Here is a 17,713-nt window from a genome sequence, read left to right on the forward strand (position 1 = left end):
CGGGCGGGCCGGAGCACGACACCGCCGTCGGCGGGCGGCCCGGCCGCTCGGCCTGACCCCGCGCCGGCCCGGCCCGGCCGCGGCGCGGCGGAAATCCGGGGGTGGACCAGGGGCGGGACCGGCGACAAACTTGCACCGCTAGGTTTCGCCCCACGTGCCTGCCGGGAGGCCCCTCTTGTCCGCGTCGAAGACCCCCTTCGTCCCCACCGACCCGCTCGGGCTGGACGAGCTGCTCAGCCCCGAGGACCTCGCCGTCCGCGATACGGTCCGCACCTGGGCCGCCGACCGGGTCCTGCCGCACATCGCCCAGTGGTACGAGGACGGGGAGCTCCCCGGCATCCGCGAGCTGGCCCGCGAACTCGGCTCCATCGGCGCGCTCGGCATGTCCCTGTCCGGCTACGGCTGCGCGGGCGCGAGCGCCGTCCAGTACGGACTGGCCTGCCTGGAGCTGGAGGCCGCCGACTCGGGGATCCGCTCGCTGGTCTCCGTACAGGGTTCGCTGGCCATGTACGCGATCTGGAAGTACGGCTCCGAGGAGCAGAAGGAGCGCTGGCTGCCGGGCATGGCGGCCGGCGAGCTGATCGGCTGCTTCGGCCTGACCGAGCCCGACGTGGGCTCCGACCCGGCCGCGATGCGCACGTACGCGAAGCGCGACGGCGGCGACTGGGTGCTCAACGGGCGCAAGATGTGGATCACCAACGGCTCGGTGGCCGCCGTCGCGGTGGTCTGGGCGCAGACGGACGAGGGGATCCGCGGCTTCGCCGTCCCCACCGACGCGGCGGGCTTCTCGGCGCCGGAGATCAAGCACAAGTGGTCGCTGCGCGCCTCGGTGACGAGCGAGCTGGTCATGGACGACGTACGGCTGCCCGCGGACGCGGTGCTGCCGGGAGTGACCGGGCTCAAGGGACCGCTGGGCTGCCTCAGCCACGCGCGGTACGGGATCGTCTGGGGCTCCATGGGCGCGGCGCGCTCCGCCTTCGAGACGGCGCTCGACTACGCGAGGACGCGGGAGCAGTTCGGCAAGCCGATCGGCGGGTTCCAGCTCACCCAGGCCAAACTCGCCGACATGGCGCTCGAACTCCACAAGGGCATCCTGCTCGCCCACCACCTGGGCCGGCGGATGGACGCGGGCACCCTGCGGCCGGAGCAGATCAGCTTCGGCAAGCTCAACAACGTCCGCGAGGCCATCGACATCTGCCGTACCGCGCGGACGATCCTCGGGGCCAACGGGATCTCCCTGGAGTACCCCGTCATGCGGCACGCCACCAACCTCGAATCGGTCCTCACCTACGAGGGCACGGTCGAGATGCACCAACTCGTCCTGGGCAAGGCGCTCACCGGGCTCGACGCCTTCCGGTGAGGGTCCCCCAGCCGGCGCCGGGAGGCGCCCCCGGGCTCAGCTCTGGTTGAAGAAGTCGCGGGTGCGCCCGCCCGCCTCACCGCTGACGATCTGGGTGTCGGCCGGGGTCAGGAGGAAGACCCTGGTCGCCACCCGCTCGATCGAGCCGCGCAGGCCGAAGGTCAGGCCGGCCGCGAAGTCGACCACGCGCTTGGCGTCGCCCGGGTCCATCGAGGAGAGGTTCACGATCACCGGGACGCCCTCGCGGAACAGCTCACCGATGCCGCGCGCGTCACGGAAGCCGTCGGGGGTCACGGTCGCGATCCGCCGGCCCTGCTCGACCGCGGAGTCCGAGGCCACCTTCACGCGCGGGTCGGTGACCCACTGGTCGCCGGGTCCCGAAACGGAACCCTGCTGGCGCTCCACCGCCTCCGCGTAGTCGTCGTCGTAGTACCGCTCGTCGTCGCTGTCCTCCACGAGACCCAACCAGGCACTCGCCTTGCGTACCGAACCCATGGACGCCTCCTTTCACCGTGACCAGTCTGTCTTTTTCTCCGCTGCCCCTATGGTCGTCCATGATGCTGACAACGCGCCAAGTGGATAGCCGCCGCGCAGGGGTTTCGTGACGCGACTGGTGCAGAACATCCGTTGCACGGTCAAGGTTCCCGGTGGCTACCGCTGCTGACTGAGTGAAAATACGACCACTGCCGCCGACCGGGTGAGCCACTGGGACGGACGAGTGAACGACCGGGCTCGATACGATGCCCCCGAAACACGCGTATGACACACGGGGGAACCGAATTTGTTCGGCATTGTCAGACCTTGCACACACCGGCTCGGTGAGCGGTTCAAATCGGAGTGGATGGCTCATCTGTGCGGTCTCTGCCTGGCACTTCGCGGTGACCACGGGCAGTTCGCCAGGATCGTCACGAACTACGACGGCCTGCTGGTCTCCGTTCTGACGGAGGCTCAGTCCGGACCGCTGCCCGGCGCCCGGCGCACCGCCGGCCCCTGCCCGCTGCGCGGCATGCGCACCGCCCCCGTGGCCAACGGCGAGGGCGCGCGACTGGCCGCCGCCGTCTCGCTCGTGCTGGCCTCCGCGAAGGTGCGGGACCACGTGGCCGACCGGGACGGGCTGTTGGCGCGGGCTCCGATAGCCGCCGCGGCGCGCACGGTGGCCCGCGGCTGGGACCGGGCAGGCGCCCGCACCGGGGCCTCGCTCGGCTTCGACACCGCCGTGCTCGTCGACGCCGTGGACCGCCAGGGCGGCATCGAGACCCTGGCCGGGCCGGGCACGTCCGTCCTCGTGGTCACCGAGCCCACGGAGACCGCCACCGCCGCCGCCTTCGCCCATACCGCGGTTCTCGCGGGGCGGCCGGGCAACGCCGCGCCCCTGGCCGAGGCGGGCCGCTACTTCGGCCGGCTCGCGCACCTGCTGGACGCCGTCGAGGACCAGGCGGCCGACGCCGCCTCGGGCGCCTGGAACCCGCTCACCGCCACCGGGACCACCCTCGCCGAGGCCCGCCGCCTGTGCGACGACGCCCTGCACGGGATCCGGCTGGCGCTGCGCGAGACGGAGTTCGCCGACGCGGGGCTGGCCCACCGGCTGCTGGTGCACGAGCTGCGCACCTCGGTGGACCGGGCCTTCGGCACCGGCGCCTGCGGCCACGTCGCCACCAACGCAGCCGGGCAGGGCCACGGCGCTCCGCCGCAGGGCTACGGCCCGGACGCCGGGCAGGCGTACGGGGCCCCGTACGGCGGCCCCGGCGGCGGTCCGTACGGGAACGGCAACGCGAATCCCTACGCCCCCGGTGGCCCCGGAGCCCCGCCGATGGGCCCCGGTGGCCCCGGCTGGGGAGGCGGCGGTGGTGGCGGCTTCGGCGGCGGCTTCGGCGGTCCGCCGCCGCCCCCGCACAAGCCGCGCCGCGGGCTGCTGGCCGGCTGCGCCGTGTCCATCGGGCTCTTCTGCACCTGCCAGCTGTGCTGCACGGAGCACGACGGCCCCTGGTCCCGGCGCAAGCGGGACGCCTGGTGCGACGCGTGCCCGGACTGCAGTGGGTGCGACGGCTGCTGTGACTGCTGCAGCTGCTGCGGGGACGGCGGCTGCTGCGACGGCTGTGGCTGCGACGGCTGCGACTGCGGCTGTAGCTGAGCGCCCGTCAGGGGCGGCGCGCGGTACGGCCCACAGGCCCGGACGGGGTACCGGGGGATTCCCGCGCGGGCCCGCGTGGAAGGGTAGTCCGGCATGGATGACGAACGGGACACCAACGCCTGGCGGGAGTGGCACGAGCATCGCGTGGCCACCGTCTCCGCCCCTCACGGACCCCTCGCGCTGACCGGTACCCACTGGCTCGGCGACTACCCGGAAGGTCGAATTCCGGCCGTTCCGGGGCAGTGGCGCGCCACCGGGTCCGGGGTCGCGCTGAGCGCCGCCCCCGAGGACGGCCTCGAACTCGACGGCCGCCCCTTCGCCGGGGAGGCCGCCCTCGACGCCGACGAGGGGCCGCCCGCACGGGCCCGGCTCGCCTCCGGGCGGCGCCGGTTCGCGGTGATCCTGCGCGAGGGGGAGTGGGCGGTCCGCGTCTTCGACCCCGACTCCCCGGCCCGCAGCGCCTTCCGGGGCGTCGAGGCCACCGCGTACGACCCGGCGTACGCGCTGCCGGGCCGCTTCCGCCCGTACCCGGAGCGGCGCACCGTCCAGGTGGAGAACGTCGACGGGCGCGCCCGCGGGCTCGGCCTCGGGGGCGAGCTGCTCTTCGACCGCGCGGGGCGGGAGCACGCCCTCCAGGTCGCCGTCGACGAGGGGGACGGCAGCCTGTGGGCCGTCTTCGCCGATGCCACGTCGGGCCGCTCCAGCTACCGCTTCCGCTTCCTGCGGCCCGGGATCCCGGGCCCGGACGGCGCCGTCACGGTGGACCTCAACCGGGCCCTGCTTCCGCCCTGCGCCTTCGCCGACCACTTCGTCTGCCCCTTCCCGCCACCCGGGAACACGCTGCCCTTCGAGGTCGCCGCGGGGGAGCGGAGGCTGAAAGGAGCCCTTGCCGCCGGTGACTGACGACAGGACACTCCCGTCAGCGTCATCCGGCGAACTTGTCAGGGGCACGGCGAAAACGTGCGGGGTCTCCCGTACGTCCGCCCCCACCCCACCGCCGCTCACGGGCTCCGGCGCCCCCCACCTCTGCCGGGCCCCCGACCCCCTTCCGGGAGGACGTGAAGTGAGGAACAAGAAGATGAGCCGCATCCGCCTGCTCGCCGTCGCCGCCGGCCTGGCCGCCGTCGCCGGACTCGTCACGCCCGCCGTCGCCGGCGCGCACCCCGCCGACGAGGGCTTCAGCGCGGCCCGCCTCGACGCCGCCGGGGCCTCGGTCCTGCGCGCCGACGTCGCGGGCACCGCCTGGCACACCGACCCCGCCACCGGAACCCTCGTGGTCACCGCCGATTCCACGGTCACCGAAGCCGATCTGGCCAGAATCCGCCACGAGGCCGGACCCGACGCCGGTGCCCTGCGCATCGAGCGCACCCCCGGCAAGCTGCGCAAGCTGATCTCCGGCGGCGACGCCATCTACGCGACGAGCTGGCGCTGTTCGCTCGGCTTCAACGTGCGCAGCGGCGGCGACTACTACGTCCTCACCGCCGGACACTGCACCGACGGCGCGGGCACCTGGTGGACCAGCTCCTCCCACGCCACCACCATCGGATCCACCGTCGGCTCCAGCTTCCCCACCAATGACTACGGCCTCATCAAGTACGCCAGCAACTCCCCGGTCCCGCCCGGCACCGTGGGCAGCCAGGACATCACCAGCGCCGTCGACGCCACCAACGGCATGTCCGTCACCCGCCGCGGCTCCACCACCGGCGTCCACGGCGGCACCGTGACCGGCCTCAACGCCACCGTCAACTACGGCGGCGGCGACATCGTCTACGGAATGATCAGGACCAACGTGTGCGCCGAACCCGGCGACAGCGGCGGCCCGCTCTACTCCGGCAGCCTGGCGGTCGGCCTCACCTCCGGCGGCAGCGGCAACTGCTCCTCGGGCGGAACCACCTTCTTCCAGCCCGTCGTCGAAGCGCTGAACGCCTACGGCGTCAGCGTCTACTGACCCGCGGGATCCCCCCCCGGTCCACGCGGTCCGGCCGGCCCACGCGCCCCGGTCGGCCCCCTGGACGTCCTCCCTCCTTCTGGGAGGATGTCCAGGGCATCCGGTCCACGGGGAGGCAGGTCTCCGCATGCAGGTTCCCTCATGAAGCGCATCGGCGTGACCGGACACCGGTCGATCCCCGACGAGCTGCTGGGCCACGTCCGCGAGGCCCTGCGCACCGTGCTCGGCGGCCACCAGGGCCCGCTGGAGGCCTACTCCAGCCTCGCCGACGGCGCCGACCAGCTCTTCGCCGACATCGCCCTCGAATGCGGAGCCGACCTCACGGTCGTGATCCCCAGCGGGGACTACGAGGACACCTTCGAGGACCCGGACGCCCTCGCCGGCTACCGCAGGCTCAAGCACCGCGCCACCCAGGAGGTCCGCATGGCCTTCGCCCGCTCCACCGACGAGGCCTACTACGCGGCGGGCGCCTACATCGCCGACGCCTGCGACCGGCTCGTCGCCGTCTGGGACGGCCTCCCCGCACGCGGGCACGGCGGCACCGCCGAGATCGTCTCCTACGCCCGGGCCCTCGGAAAACCCGTCACCGTCATCTGGCGCGCGGGCGTGACCCGGGACTGAGCCACGCCCCGCCCGCCCCTCAACTGCTGTGCCGGGCCAGCCAGTCCGTGTGCTGCGGAGAGACGTACCGCTCCGTCTCGTACACCGAGGACGGCCACTGCGCCTCCGTGATCGTCGTCTGCATCACGACCATCATCGCCGCCAGGTCCTGCTCGATCAGCGTGTGCGCCTCGATCAGCGGATGGTGGCGCCGCACCTCGTTCCAGGCGATCGCCGCCGCCGCGGCCGCGCTCAACAGTCCCGCCGGCACCGGACCCGAACCCGTACCGAACGCCCCGACCAGCGCGAACAGCAGGGCCAGACAGGTCAGCAGCACGATCGTCCACGACCACAGCGCCGTCGCCCGCCGCGACCCCTCCGTCTTGCGCCGGTACCAGTTGCGCTGCTCGATCAGCCGGTCCCGCACGTACGTCTCCCGGCGCACCGCGTACTCCAGCCCGCGCAGCCGGTTCATCGCCCCGGTGACCTCCCCGCCCTCCGGCACCAGGCCCGCCTTGCGCGGATCCTCCCAGCCCATCTTGCGGAGCTCGTCCAGCCCCTTCTCCAGCCGCGCCCGGTACATCCCCTCCGCCCCGGCCACCTCGCTGCCGAAAGGTGCCCCGTGCACGGCGTAGCGCCAGGCCAGGGACTTGATGAACTCCGCCGCGCTGCGGTTGAGCTGCCACTGCGGACGGGCCCGCCGCCGGGTCGCCCGCACGCCCACGGCCAGCACCCCCGCGTACGCCAGCGCGCTGATCGCCCCGAACACGTGCAGCGAGCCCACGGCGGGCCCGGACGGCAGGGCGGCGGCCCCGGCGGCCGCGACCAGCAGCAGCAGTTGCGCGCGGGTCGCCTGGGTGGACTCCCGCTGCCGGGAGACCGCCGCCTGGTCGGTGTGGTGGAAGAGGGCCGGCAGGTCCTCGTTGCGAAAGGTCATGCTGTCGGTCACAGCGCCCCCCTGATGTCGGGTGGCGGGCGGCGGGGACCCCGCGTCCGCGGGGCCCCCGCCGCCCCCCGTCGGATCACACCGCGAGCGGCTCCAGGTCCCGGTGGACCCGCCGCTCGTCCCGGGCGTACCGGGTCAGACCGTGGTCCTCCCCGAGGAGGCGCGTCAGCTCCGCCACCGCCTCCGCCCGCACCCGGGCCGCCTCCTCCTTGCGGCCCATCATGTCCAGACTGACCGCCATGTTCGACGCGCTCGCCAGGGTCTCCGGGTGGTGTGCCCCCAGGGCCTCGCGCAGCCGCATCACCGCGATCCGCTCCAGCTCCAGCGCACCCTCCGGATCACCCAGGTCGGCCCGCGCGTTCGCCAGGTTCAGGTGCGCGAACACCGTGTGCGGGTGGTTGTCGCCCAGCACCTCGCGCATGCTGCGGATCGTCTGGCGCAGCATCGGCTCCGCCGTCTCCGCCGCGCCCGTGCCCCAGTGGAAGACCGCCAGGTTGTTGAGCGCCGCCAGGGTGTACGGGTGCTTCTCGCCCGGCACCTTCACGTACTCGTCCACCACCTCCTGCGCCAGGTCCCGCGCCGCGCCCGGGTCGCCCGTCGCGAACAGGTCCGAGGCCAGGTTCAGCTCACAGGCCAGCAGGTCCGGATTGACCGAGGTGTACTTGGCCCGGTACCGGTTGCGCGTGGCCGTCGTCAGCCGCAGCGCGTCCTCCAGCTCGCCCGCCCGCCGCAGCGACACCGCCAGGTTCTTCGCCGCCGACAGCGTGCCGGGGAACGCCCGCCCCAGCGTCCGCTTGTAGATGTCGTACGTCCGGCTCAGCAGCTGCACCGAATCGTCGTAGCGGCCCACCTCGCGCAGGTCCCGGGCCAGGTTCTGCGCCGAGGACAGGGTGTACGGGTGGTCCGGGCCCAGCACCTCGGTGCGCCGGTCGAAGACCTCCTGGTCGATCTCCCTGGCCCGCGCGTACTGCCCCACCATCCGCAGGTTCAGCGCCAGGTTGTTCGCGGCGGCCAGGGTGCGCGGGTGCGCCTCGTGGAAGATCTGCCCGAAGCCCTCGTGCGCCGCCGTCGCCAGCTCCATCGCCTCCCCGTACCGGCCCAGCGCGCCCAGGTCCATCGCCAGGCCGCTCGTGGTCATGTACGTGTGCGGGTGCGAGGGACCCAGCGCGGTGCGCTGCCGCTCCAGCGTGACCTCGTCCAGCTCCTTCGCCTCCACGAACCGGCCCTGCGACCGCAGGATGTTGGAGAGGTGGAAACGCAGGTACAGGTACTGGAGGTCGTCGCTGCCGAGCATCTCCCGCCACGACTCGCGCAGTTCCTCGCCCAGCGCGTACGCCGCCTTGAAGTCACCGCGCTTCCACAGGTAGCGCACCCGGTCGATCAGCAGCCGCCGGGTCTCCGGCTCCTTGCAGAACCGGGCCTCGGACGGGCTCAGGTGCGGCCAGATCGTGTTGAACCGCGGCCAGGTGGCCGGGTTGTCTATCGGCTCGTCGTCATCGGGCCGCGCACCCGCCAGGATCCGGTGCACCGCGTGCCGGGCCTCGCGCTGCTCCTCCTCCGACAGCTGCGCCCGGATCACCGCCTGCACCAGACGGTGCACCTGGATGCTGTTGCTGACCTGGTCGACCTTGGCCATCGCGAACCGGCCGATCTCCCGGATCACCCGGCCCAGCACCAGCTTCTCCTGGAGCGAGGAGTCGTACGGCTTGAGCGCGTCGATCATCTCCTTGCTGTACAGGAGGTTCGCCGAGATCGGCTCCGGCGCGAAGAAGGCGCACAGCTGGAGCAGCCGCACGGCTGCGGGGGAGCGGGACTGCAGCCGCTCGATCGACACGTTCCAGGTGGCCGCCACCGGCTCCGGGTACCCGGGCGGCTGGTTCAGCCCCAGCACCCGCGCGGCCTGCTGGGCCAGCTGCTCCAGGTACGCGGACACCGGCGTCGCCGTCTCCGCGATCCACGCGCCCGCCTGCTCGACGGCCAGGGGCAGGTCGCCCACCGCGACGGCCACCTGTTCCGCGTCGTCCTTGGTCAGCCCCGGTGCCCGGCGCTGGAGGTGCTCGATGGACTCCTCGCGCAGGAACACGTCCACCGGCAGCGCGTCCCCGTACTGCGACCAGGACTGGTTGCGCGAGGTGACCAGCACGTGCCCGGGGCCGCCCGGCGGGAAGAACCGCTTGAGCGTCTCGGGATCGTCGGCGTTGTCGAAGACCAGCAGCCACCGCGAGGACGGCACCCCGCGCCGCAGCAGGTCGATCGCCTCCTGGGAGGCGGCCGACATGTCCTCGCCGGTCTGCGCGCCCAGGCGTACGGCCAGCTCCGCGAGGGCCGCCACCACGTCGTCGGTCTGCTCGGAGGAGATCCACCAGACCAGGTCGTAGTCGGCCATGAACCGGTGCACGTACTCCAGCGCCACCTGCGTCTTGCCGACGCCGCCGAGTCCGTACAGGGTCTGCGGCTGCGGCAGCACCACGGCCATGCCGCCGCCGAGCTGGTCGCGCATCCGCTCCAGGACGATGCTGCGCCCGGTGAAGCCGGGGTTGCGGGGCGGCGCGTTCCAGATCTTCGGGACCGTCCCCGGGAAGCGGGGGCCGGGCTGGGAGGCGCTCGCGACGCTGTCGGGCAGCGCCATGGGGCGTTCCACGGCCCGCAGCAGGGCGGTGGTCGCGTGCACCTCGTCGAGGCGGAAGAGGTCCACCGGATTGCGGTCGATGTAGGGCGTGGCCAGGCGTACGTCGCCCACCCGCAGCGGCACCAGCTGGCGGCGGCCCCCGGTCGGGTCCTCGGCGGCGGCCCGGTTCCACACGTCCACGGCCCGCGCCGACTTCAGGTAGGCGCTGGAGAGCAGCACCACGGTCCGGGCGGCGGTGTCGATGCTGATGCCCGCGCCCAGGGTGTCGCCGGGCGCGCCCGCGGCCGCCGCGTCGGGCACCCGCTCGGCGGAGACGTCCCGGGGGACGACCCGGAAGCCGGCCCGGGTCAGGACCGACTCGATCCAGTCGGCCCACATCCGGTTCTCGGCGACGTAGGAGAGGAACAGGTCGGCGGGCAGGGCCGGGCGGCGGCGGGTGAAGGCGTCCCGGATCCGCAGCCGGACCTCATCGCCGATGGCCGGCATGGAGGTGACCTCGCCCCCGGTGACCACCGTGGTGAGCCGTTCGAAGGCGGAGAGCAGGGAGTTGGTGAGCCCGGCCTCGTCGCCGAAGGTGGCCAGGGTCTCCTCGTAGGCGTAGTAGGGCCGGTAGGGGATCTCCACCGCGCCCCAGTAGGAGGTGAGTTCGTCCCCGACCAGGCCGTTCGGGAAGCGGTCGAACTTGATCCGGGCCAGGGCGCGGCCCGCGTCGGCCTTCTCCTTCTCGCCCTCGTCGATCCGCATCGGGACCGGGTAGATCTTGATGCCGCGGTCGTTGAACCGCTCGTCGATCTGCCGGGCGACGGAGGCGGCGCCGTCGATGGACTGGTCGGAGAGGGTGAAGCAGTCGACCAGGACGTCGGGCAGGTGGACGGTGCAGATGTCGGCGATGTCGGACAGCCCGGTGCGGCTGTCGATCAGGACGTAGTCGTAGTTCTTCTTCATGTCGGCCCGCAGGGCGTCGAAGAAGAGGCCGCCGCCGAGCCGGTCGTAGAAGTTGTCCCAGTCGAAGGTGGACACGGTCGCCGAGTACTCGCGGTTCTGCCGGCCCGCCGAGACGAAGTCCAGGGTGCCGCCGTCGGGGAACTCCCAGCCCAGGTTCTCGGGGGTGAGGGAGACGGCGTGCGGCTGGATCCGGGCGTAGTCCTTGTGCCAGTCGTCGGCGCGCTGCACGGGGCTGGTGGCCGCCCAGGCGTACTCGCTGATCAGGTCGATGACCCCGGTGGTGGCCCCGAGGGTGGAGGGGTCGAGGAAGGGGTGGAAGAAGCGGTGCAGGCCCGGGGCCTCCAGGTCCCAGTCCACGGCCAGGACCCGCTTGCCGTTGGCGGCGAGGATCCAGGCGGTGTTGGCCAGGGCCATCGTGCGGCCGGTTCCGCCCTTGTAGGAATAGAAGGTGACGATGCGTCCGCCTCGGCTGTCACGACTGGCTGTCATCCGCGTCCCCCCGGTCGGTGTCGGTGCTGTCGGTGTCTGTGTCGGGCCCGTCGGTCCCGCCGGAGCCGGTGCGGCCGGCGTGCCCGCGTTGTGCGGTGGGCGGGAAGGGCGCCGGAGGCGGTGCGGGCGGTCCGCCCATGCCCATCGGCCCCAGCAGGCGGGGGCGTTCGGTGTGGGTGTTCCCGGCCGGCAGGTACACCTGGGCGTGTCTGAGGAACTGCTGGGCGGCGGCCTCGACCACCTGCGGCAGGATCTGCCCGAGGGTCTCCATGTTGGCCACGCCGTTCGCGGCGGCCCGGCAGGCGGCCCGGCCCTGGCCCATCTTGACGGGCAGGGTCTCCTCCAGCCGCCGTGCCAGCTCCGCCTCCTTCGCCCGGCTCTGGTGGTCGTACCGGTTCCACGGCACGACCACGTTGATCCACGGGCGGTGCTCCTGGTCGAAGGCGGCGAGCCGCTGGCGCCGGTGCTCGTCCTCCACCGCCCAGCGGTCGACGATCAGGATCTCCGGCCGGGTGGGCGGCTGCTTGCTGTCGAAGTGTCCGGCCTCGTCGTCGAAGGAGGACATCGTGGTCCGGTAGTTGAGGTTCTTGACGAGGTCCTCGGCGACGTACGCGATGGGCATCTGCGACACAGGGTGGTACGGGTTCCACTCCAGGGCGCTCTCCCCGTAGTACTCGGGGCTGCGCCCCGCGGGCAGGTCGTGCCGGGAGGCGGCGGCGACGGTCACGTGCAGGGTGCGGGCGGGGCCGCCGCCCGGTCCGGCGGCGCCCCGCCCCCCGGCGGGGCCGAAGGCGCTGGGCACCAGCCGGTAGTCGAGCGGGCGGACGGGGTCGAGGCGGACCGTCTCGGCGACCCGCACGATCCGCCGGGCCAGCTCGTAGACGGCCTGCTCGTACTGCTCGGCGTACCCGCGGAGTTTGATCAGCCCGTACAGCCCGTCGGTGACGTAGCGTTCGCCGAAGGTGTTGTGGTTGAACTGCAACCGCTCGGCCGGGCCCGGGAGTTGTGAGGGCGGCACGGGAACCCACAGGGCGGGGACGATGGCCTCGGCCCGCTGGTTGCTGAGCGCGCCGTGCTGGATGGCGCGCTGCGCGAAGGCGAACCACTCCTTCCCGCACATCTCACTGGCGAAGTACCGCGGCGAGAACAGGGGGACGAAGACCCGGCAGGTGGCGAGTGCCGCCCCGAGCCGCTCCGACCAGCCCTCGCCGCTGCGTATCTCCCGGTCCATGAAGCCGGCCTCGGACCCCGCGGGCAGATCGGTCAGCGCCATGATGTGGTTGCAGAGATCACGGAACAGGCGCTCCACCCACATGTCGGGATCGGGTCCTCCCGGCCCGAACCTCGGCGTATGGGCATAACTGAGAAAAAAGTAGGGCTGCACTGATGCGGGCACACGACCCCCGTCCCGAAGATGCGAGCGAAGAAACATCATTCCGGAGCTGCTTCGCCACATCCCCTCATCGTTCAGTCAATCAGCGTCTGTTTTCGGTCATCCAGTCCAGGGCGTGATCGACGGCGTCCGGAATCGAGAAGAGCGCGGCGGGTGCCCCTCCCACCCGGCCGCGGCGCACCCGGGAATCGGGGAATGCCCCGCCGATCTCCGCGAAATCACCGTCGTCCAGTCTGACGTCCTCGTACGAGGTCCACGCCCCCTCTTGTCCTCCCCCGTGCGGGCCCCCCGGCAGGTTCACCTTCACCACACAGTCGTACATGCGCAAGGGGGGCTTCGGAATTCGATACTCCGCGAGATGGAAAGCGGTGCAGGTCGAAAATCCCACATTGATCATGAGTACCTGTCCTCCCTCCCAGCACATCTTTCCCAGGGGGGAGTCCTCGCCCAGATGGCATTCCAGCCGGTGTTCCGCGCAGAGCCGGTGCGCGTCGGCCCCGAGCGCCGCGAAGGAGGTCTGCGGATGGGCGCTGCGGGCGGCCCCCGGGGTGGTGCGGACCGTTTCGGACAGGACGCCCATGCCCTCGCCGGGCGTGCGTTCCGGATCGAAGGCGGGCATGCGCGAGCGGAACTCCTTCACCTCCCGCTCGCCCAGGCCCGCGATCCGGGCCAGGTGGGAGGTGGAGGTGAGGGAGTTCGAGGCGGTGAAGGCGGGGACCACCAGGGTGCCGCCGGGGCCGAGCACCCCCCGCAGGGCGTCGCGCAGGGCCTCGGCCCGCAGACCGGTCCCGCGCAGGGCGGCGTGCACCAGCAGCCGCTGACGGGGGCGCACCCCGAGGAGGCGGAGCTGTACGGCCAGTGCGAGGACCCCGACGGGCGGGGCCGCCGGTAACGACCGCTCGGGCGGGGGCGGTCCGGGCGGTCCGTCGGTCCGGCCGGGTGGTCCGTCGGTCCGGGCGGGCCCGGGGCCGGGGGCCGTCACGCGTCCGCCGCCTTCAGCTCCCAGCGCAGCTCCTCCACGAGCCGCTTGCCGGTCACCGTCAGCTCGGCCGCCCCCGACAGCCGGTCGAGGGCGCGGTGGATGCGGTCCGCCCCGTCGGGCTCGTGCGTGGTGGTGGCCCGCCGGTACGCCTCCACCGCGACCCGCTCGTGCACGTCGGCCAGCAGCCGCGACACGGGGACCGGGCGGGTCCGCCACGGCGACGGGTGCTGCCAGGCCCCGTCCAGCGCGTACAGGTCGGCCACCTCCGTCAGCGCCCGCAGCCGGGCCCGTCGCCGCCCGGTCAGCAGGGCCAGCGCGGTCTCCCGTACCCCGGCGCCGTACGGCACCCCGAGCGCGCCCGGCCCGTGCCGCCCGGCCTCGCCCCAGCCGACGGCCCGCGGGCCGCCCGCCAGCGGGGTCAGGGTGCTCAGCCCCACGGCCGCCGCACGGGCGAACACGGGGACGGTGCGGTGCAGCAGCGCCCAGGCCGCGTCGAGCCGGCCGCCCCACTCCCGCGCCTCGCCGGCGCCGAGCCGCAGCCGGGGCGGGCGGGCGAAGCAGTTGCGGTACGGGTCCAGGTCCTCCAGGGCCACCGGGTCCGCCCCCGGACCCGGAGACCAGGTCCGTACGGGCAGCCAGCGCGCGTCCCCCGCCTCCGGGCCGAAGCGGTGCTCGGTGCGCCCGTCCCGTACGGCGTACCCCTCGCCGGTGTGGTGCAGCGAGGCCCGCCCGTCCGTGCCGGGCTCCCCGAGCCGCAGCAGGCCCAGCGTCGGCAGGTACACCTCGCCGTCCCGGTAGGCCACCTCCGCCGGCAGCTCCAGTCCGCCCCGCAGCACCGCCGCGGCGGCCAGCGCGGCCAGCCGGCGGGCCGCGCCGGGCCCGTCCGCCCGCCCCTCCCGCAGGGCCTCCAGGGCCTCCAGCACCCAGGTCCGGGTGAACGGATGGTCCAGTACGGCGTCCAGCGCGTCCGCGCCCGCCCGCCCGGCAGCCTCCACCGCGGCCAGCAGCTCCCAGGCCCGCGCCCGGTCGGGGTCCGGCGCGAGGTCGGCGTGCAGCCGGGCCAGCAGGACCCGGGTCAGCTCCTCCTGCGACCGGGCGAGCGCGTCCGCGTCGGCCAGCTCCGGGGCCGTCTCCCGGGCGGCGGTGCGGCCCTCCACGCCGTCCACCAGCTCGCGCAGGTCGGAGCAGTACACGGAGGGGTTGTCGAAGCCGCCCGGCTCCGCGTAGCGGTGGGTGTAGAGCCCGCCGCCGCACGAACGTACGACGGGGCAGCGCCGGCACGTAGCGCTGACGCCCGCCAGGCCCTGTTGCCGGGCCCGTACCCCGGGATGGGCCGCGACCAGGTCGAAGGGGTGGTCGAAGACGTTGAAGCCGGTGGCGGCGGCTCCCTCGAAGGCGGTCTTGAGGGAGTCGACCTGCTCCAGCGTCCCGTCGGTCTCGACGACCACGAGGTCGGTCGGGGCCAGCCCCAGGGACTCCGTCAGGCTGGGCCCGCCGCGCAGGGTGGACAGCAGGGACTCGAAGAGCCGTACGGGCACCGGCCGGTCCAGCCGGTCCCAGCGGTCGAAGACCCGCAGCAGCCAGCGCGCGTACGCGTCGGGCGCGCCGTCGGGCCGGACCGGAGGGGTCTGCCAGGTGGCGTGCGGGAGCAGGAAGTCGATCCGGGGCGGCTCCAGTTCGACCAGGGCGTCCAGGACGGCGCCGGGGTCGTTGGCCACGTCCACCGTGCACAGGAGGCCCTGGTAGAGGTGGCGGTAGGGCGCGGAGCGGAGCAGGTCGACGGCGGCCAGCACCAGGGGGTGGCTCGTACGGCCGTCCGCGAAGCGGCGGTGGCGGTCGTTGGCCGCGCGGTCCCCGTCGAGGGAGATGCCCACCCGGACGCCGTACTCGGCGAAGAGGTCCAGGTACCGGGGGCTCAGCTGGAGGCCGTTGGTGTGGATCCGCAGATCGAGGGCGGCCGTACCGGCGAGCGCGCGGGTGAACTCCTCGCACACGAGCCGTAGTCGGTCCGGACCCGCCAACAGGGGTTCCCCTCCGTGGAGGATGACCGTGACGGAGGGGAGTTCATGGGCACCGGCATGTTCGGCGAGCCGCGACGCGGTCTGGGAAACGACCCCGGGGGAGATCACTTTCGGCCGGGCTCGCCAGCTCTGATCTGCGTGTTCGTAGACATAGCAATGATCACAAGCAAGATCGCATCTGCTGTGAACCTTCAGGACGATCTCGCGGAATGCGATCAGGCCGGTCATTCCACCAGTCTAGAGCGCGTACTTCTCCGTCAGAGCGCAGAGTTGAAGATCGGTGTCTGAACGTGACGACCGGATTCCGAGTGGAGGACCCGGCCGATCACCGCGGCGGCGGAAGCGCTGCGCGCGTCGATCCGCGTGAGCGGGACCCGGCGGTCCTTGTCCGGGCTGGTCGGGGGGGTTGCGGAAGTGTTCACGACACCGTCCTCGGGGAGGCCATCTGAAATGGGGGGGGGAATGGCACCAGTGCGTCACTGCTGTCAAGCGTGGACTTTACTCGCCCACACCCCATTGGCAACCGAGACATGACGCCTGGTCAAGCGTTCTATAGAAAGCGTGGCGCAATTCTCAAGAGGGCGCATTCGGCCGTTCGCCGGAATGCAAGATCCAATTTCCGGGCAGGGGCGCCCGGGGACCGCCGGGGGCGCCCGGGACGCGCGTCACCGCAGGTCGGTAGGTTGGGCGGATGCCCACACCCCCCGTGATCCTGCTGCTGTCCGGAAGCCTGCGCGCCGGGTCCTCCAACGACCGTGTGCTGCGCACCGCCCACGAGGTGGCCGCGCTGGCCCCGGAGCCGATGGAGGCGGTCCTCTACGAAGGCCTCGGCGGGCTCCCGCACTTCAGCCCCGACGACGACCACGACCCGCTGCCCGCCCCGGTGGCCGCACTGCGCGCGGCGATCGCCGGGGCGGCGGCGCTGCTGATCTGCGCCCCGGAGTACGCGGGCACCCTGCCCGGCTCCTTCAAGAACCTGCTGGACTGGACGGTCGGCGGCACCGAGATCTGCGACAAGCCCGTCGCCTGGGTGAACGCGGCCGCCCCCGGCCGCGGCGAGGGGGCGGCGGCCACCCTCCGGACGGTGCTCGGCTACACCGGCGCCGCCGTCGTGGACGAGGCCTGTGTCCGCGTCCCCGTCGGCGGCGGGGAGCCCGCCGCCGACGGCCTCCTGACGGACCCTGCCGCGCGGGAACGCCTCGCCGGGGTCCTCGCCCTGCTGGCCGCGGCCGCACGGGAGGCGGGCGAGGCCTGAGGGGAGTTCGGGGGCGGGGCCGCGCGGGTCCCCGGCGGCCGCGGGGCCCGCGGGGCCCGCGAAAACGTTTGACCCCCGTACGCGTCGGCGATCGGATGGGGCCATGAGCACAGGACGGACGGGCACCGGCCCGGCGCACCACGACGAGGACCTCGTACGCCGCCTGATCGCGGGGCAGTTCCCCCACTGGGCGGAGCTGGAGGTCACCCGCTTCCCCTCCGGCGGCACCGTCAACGCCGTGTACCGGCTCGGCGGTTCCATGGCCGTACGGCTCCCCCTGACGCGGGACGGGGCCGAGGACGTGCCGCTGGAGCGGGAGTGGCTGCCCCGCCTCGCCCCCCGGCTGCCCGTGGCCGTCCCCGAGGTGCTCGGGGCCGGGGAACCCGCGAAGGGGTACCCGTGGCCCTGGTCGGTGTACCGGTGGATGCCGGGCGAGAACCCCCGCGAGGGGGCGCTGACCGCGCCCGGATCCCTGGCCGCGGACCTCGCCGCCTTCGTGGGGGCGATGCGCGGGGTCACCCTGCCGGGCGGACCGCGGGCGTACCGGGGCGGACCGGTCGCCTCGCTCGACGCCGGTACGCGGGCTGCGATCGAGGCGCTGCGCGGGATCCCGGAGGAGGGCGTCGACTGCGACGCCGCGACCGCCGTGTGGGAGGAGGCCCTGCGGGCCCCCGCCCGGTACGGGCCGCCGGTGTGGCTGCACGCCGACCTGATGCCGGGAAACCTGCTGGTCCGGGACGGCCGGCTGACCTCGGTGATCGATTTCGGGTGCACCGGCGTCGGCGATCCGGCCTGCGATCTGTTCCCCGCGTGGAACCTGCTGCCCGCCGGAGCCCGTGAGGTCTTCCGCGCGGCGCTCGGCGTGGACGACGCGACCTGGACCCGGGGCCGGGGCCGGGCCCTCTCGCAGGCCCTGATCTCCCTGCCGTACCACCGCCGGACGAACCCGGAGATGGCCCGCACCGCCCGCCACACGATCCGGGCGGTGCTCACCGGGGCCTGACCCCCCACCGC

The 17,713-nt window shown here is 73.3% G+C and carries 14 protein-coding genes; 7 read left to right on the top strand and 7 right to left on the bottom strand.

What is annotated here, in order from left to right; all coding sequences use genetic code 11:
- Positions 1 to 175 precede the first annotated feature (175 nt).
- Entirely contained in the window at positions 176 to 1,360 is a 1,185-nt protein-coding gene (locus tag ACEPPI_RS21785; RefSeq protein ID WP_373916926.1) for an acyl-CoA dehydrogenase family protein, read from the top strand.
- Positions 1,361 to 1,396: 36 nt separating this feature from the next.
- Here the strand turns inward: ACEPPI_RS21785 and ACEPPI_RS21790 are convergent, their stop codons facing one another.
- Complete coding sequence (locus ACEPPI_RS21790; protein ID WP_280918095.1) at positions 1,397 to 1,855, bottom strand: cell division protein SepF; 459 nt, start codon at positions 1,853 to 1,855, stop codon at positions 1,397 to 1,399.
- A gap of 286 nt (positions 1,856 to 2,141) precedes the next feature.
- Here ACEPPI_RS21790 and ACEPPI_RS21795 point away from each other — a divergent pair, with 286 nt between their 5' ends.
- From ACEPPI_RS21795 to ACEPPI_RS21810, 4 genes are all read left to right on the top strand, one after another.
- Positions 2,142 to 3,491, top strand: a complete 1,350-nt coding sequence (locus ACEPPI_RS21795) for a DUF5685 family protein (RefSeq protein ID WP_373916927.1) — start codon at positions 2,142 to 2,144, stop codon at positions 3,489 to 3,491.
- 93 nt (positions 3,492 to 3,584) lie between these two features.
- Positions 3,585 to 4,394 (top strand): DUF1684 domain-containing protein, encoded by an 810-nt coding sequence (locus ACEPPI_RS21800; protein ID WP_373916928.1) that lies wholly within the window; start codon positions 3,585 to 3,587, stop codon positions 4,392 to 4,394.
- Positions 4,395 to 4,569: 175 nt separating this feature from the next.
- Positions 4,570 to 5,439: a S1 family peptidase gene (locus ACEPPI_RS21805; protein WP_373916929.1), complete on the top strand. Its 870-nt coding sequence runs from the start codon at positions 4,570 to 4,572 to the stop codon at positions 5,437 to 5,439.
- A 141-nt stretch (positions 5,440 to 5,580) separates the two neighbouring features.
- Positions 5,581 to 6,060, top strand: coding sequence for a hypothetical protein (locus tag ACEPPI_RS21810; RefSeq protein WP_373916930.1), 480 nt, complete (start codon positions 5,581 to 5,583; stop codon positions 6,058 to 6,060).
- Positions 6,061 to 6,079: 19 nt separating this feature from the next.
- On the opposite strand, the gene ACEPPI_RS21815 is transcribed toward ACEPPI_RS21810, so the two are convergent.
- From ACEPPI_RS21815 to fxsA, 6 genes are all read right to left on the bottom strand, one after another.
- Positions 6,080 to 6,976, bottom strand: coding sequence for a DUF4231 domain-containing protein (locus ACEPPI_RS21815; protein ID WP_373916958.1), 897 nt, complete (start codon positions 6,974 to 6,976; stop codon positions 6,080 to 6,082).
- Between the two features lie 85 nt (positions 6,977 to 7,061).
- Positions 7,062 to 11,048 carry an FxSxx-COOH system tetratricopeptide repeat protein gene (gene fxsT / locus ACEPPI_RS21820; protein ID WP_373916931.1) on the bottom strand — a complete coding sequence of 1,329 codons (3,987 nt, stop codon included), beginning with the start codon at positions 11,046 to 11,048 and terminating at the stop codon, positions 7,062 to 7,064.
- Positions 11,032 to 12,480 (bottom strand): TIR-like protein FxsC, encoded by a 1,449-nt coding sequence (locus ACEPPI_RS21825; protein WP_373916959.1) that lies wholly within the window; start codon positions 12,478 to 12,480, stop codon positions 11,032 to 11,034. Before ACEPPI_RS21825 ends, fxsT begins: the two co-directional genes overlap by 17 nt.
- A 43-nt stretch (positions 12,481 to 12,523) precedes the next feature.
- The gene (locus tag ACEPPI_RS21830) at positions 12,524 to 13,300 is read right to left on the bottom strand and encodes an aminoglycoside N(3)-acetyltransferase (RefSeq protein ID WP_373916960.1); all 777 of its coding nucleotides are present in this window, start codon (positions 13,298 to 13,300) and stop codon (positions 12,524 to 12,526) included.
- Between the two features lie 119 nt (positions 13,301 to 13,419).
- Positions 13,420 to 15,672, bottom strand: coding sequence for a radical SAM/SPASM protein FxsB, inactivated metallohydrolase extension form (fxsB, locus tag ACEPPI_RS21835; RefSeq protein ID WP_373916932.1), 2,253 nt, complete (start codon positions 15,670 to 15,672; stop codon positions 13,420 to 13,422).
- Positions 15,673 to 15,701: 29 nt separating this feature from the next.
- On the bottom strand, positions 15,702 to 15,866 hold the full coding sequence (gene fxsA / locus ACEPPI_RS21840) for an FxSxx-COOH cyclophane-containing RiPP peptide (protein WP_373916933.1): 165 nt from the start codon (positions 15,864 to 15,866) through the stop codon (positions 15,702 to 15,704).
- Between the two features lie 269 nt (positions 15,867 to 16,135).
- Here fxsA and ACEPPI_RS21845 point away from each other — a divergent pair, with 269 nt between their 5' ends.
- A complete protein-coding gene (locus tag ACEPPI_RS21845) occupies positions 16,136 to 16,699 on the top strand; it encodes an NADPH-dependent FMN reductase (protein ID WP_373916934.1) in 564 nt (187 codons plus the stop codon).
- A gap of 103 nt (positions 16,700 to 16,802) precedes the next feature.
- A complete protein-coding gene (locus tag ACEPPI_RS21850) occupies positions 16,803 to 17,702 on the top strand; it encodes an aminoglycoside phosphotransferase family protein (protein ID WP_373916935.1) in 900 nt (299 codons plus the stop codon).
- Positions 17,703 to 17,713 lie beyond the last annotated feature (11 nt).

The organism is Streptomyces sp. AB3(2024), from assembly GCF_041862025.1.
In the GTDB taxonomy this organism is placed as follows: domain Bacteria; phylum Actinomycetota; class Actinomycetes; order Streptomycetales; family Streptomycetaceae; genus Streptomyces.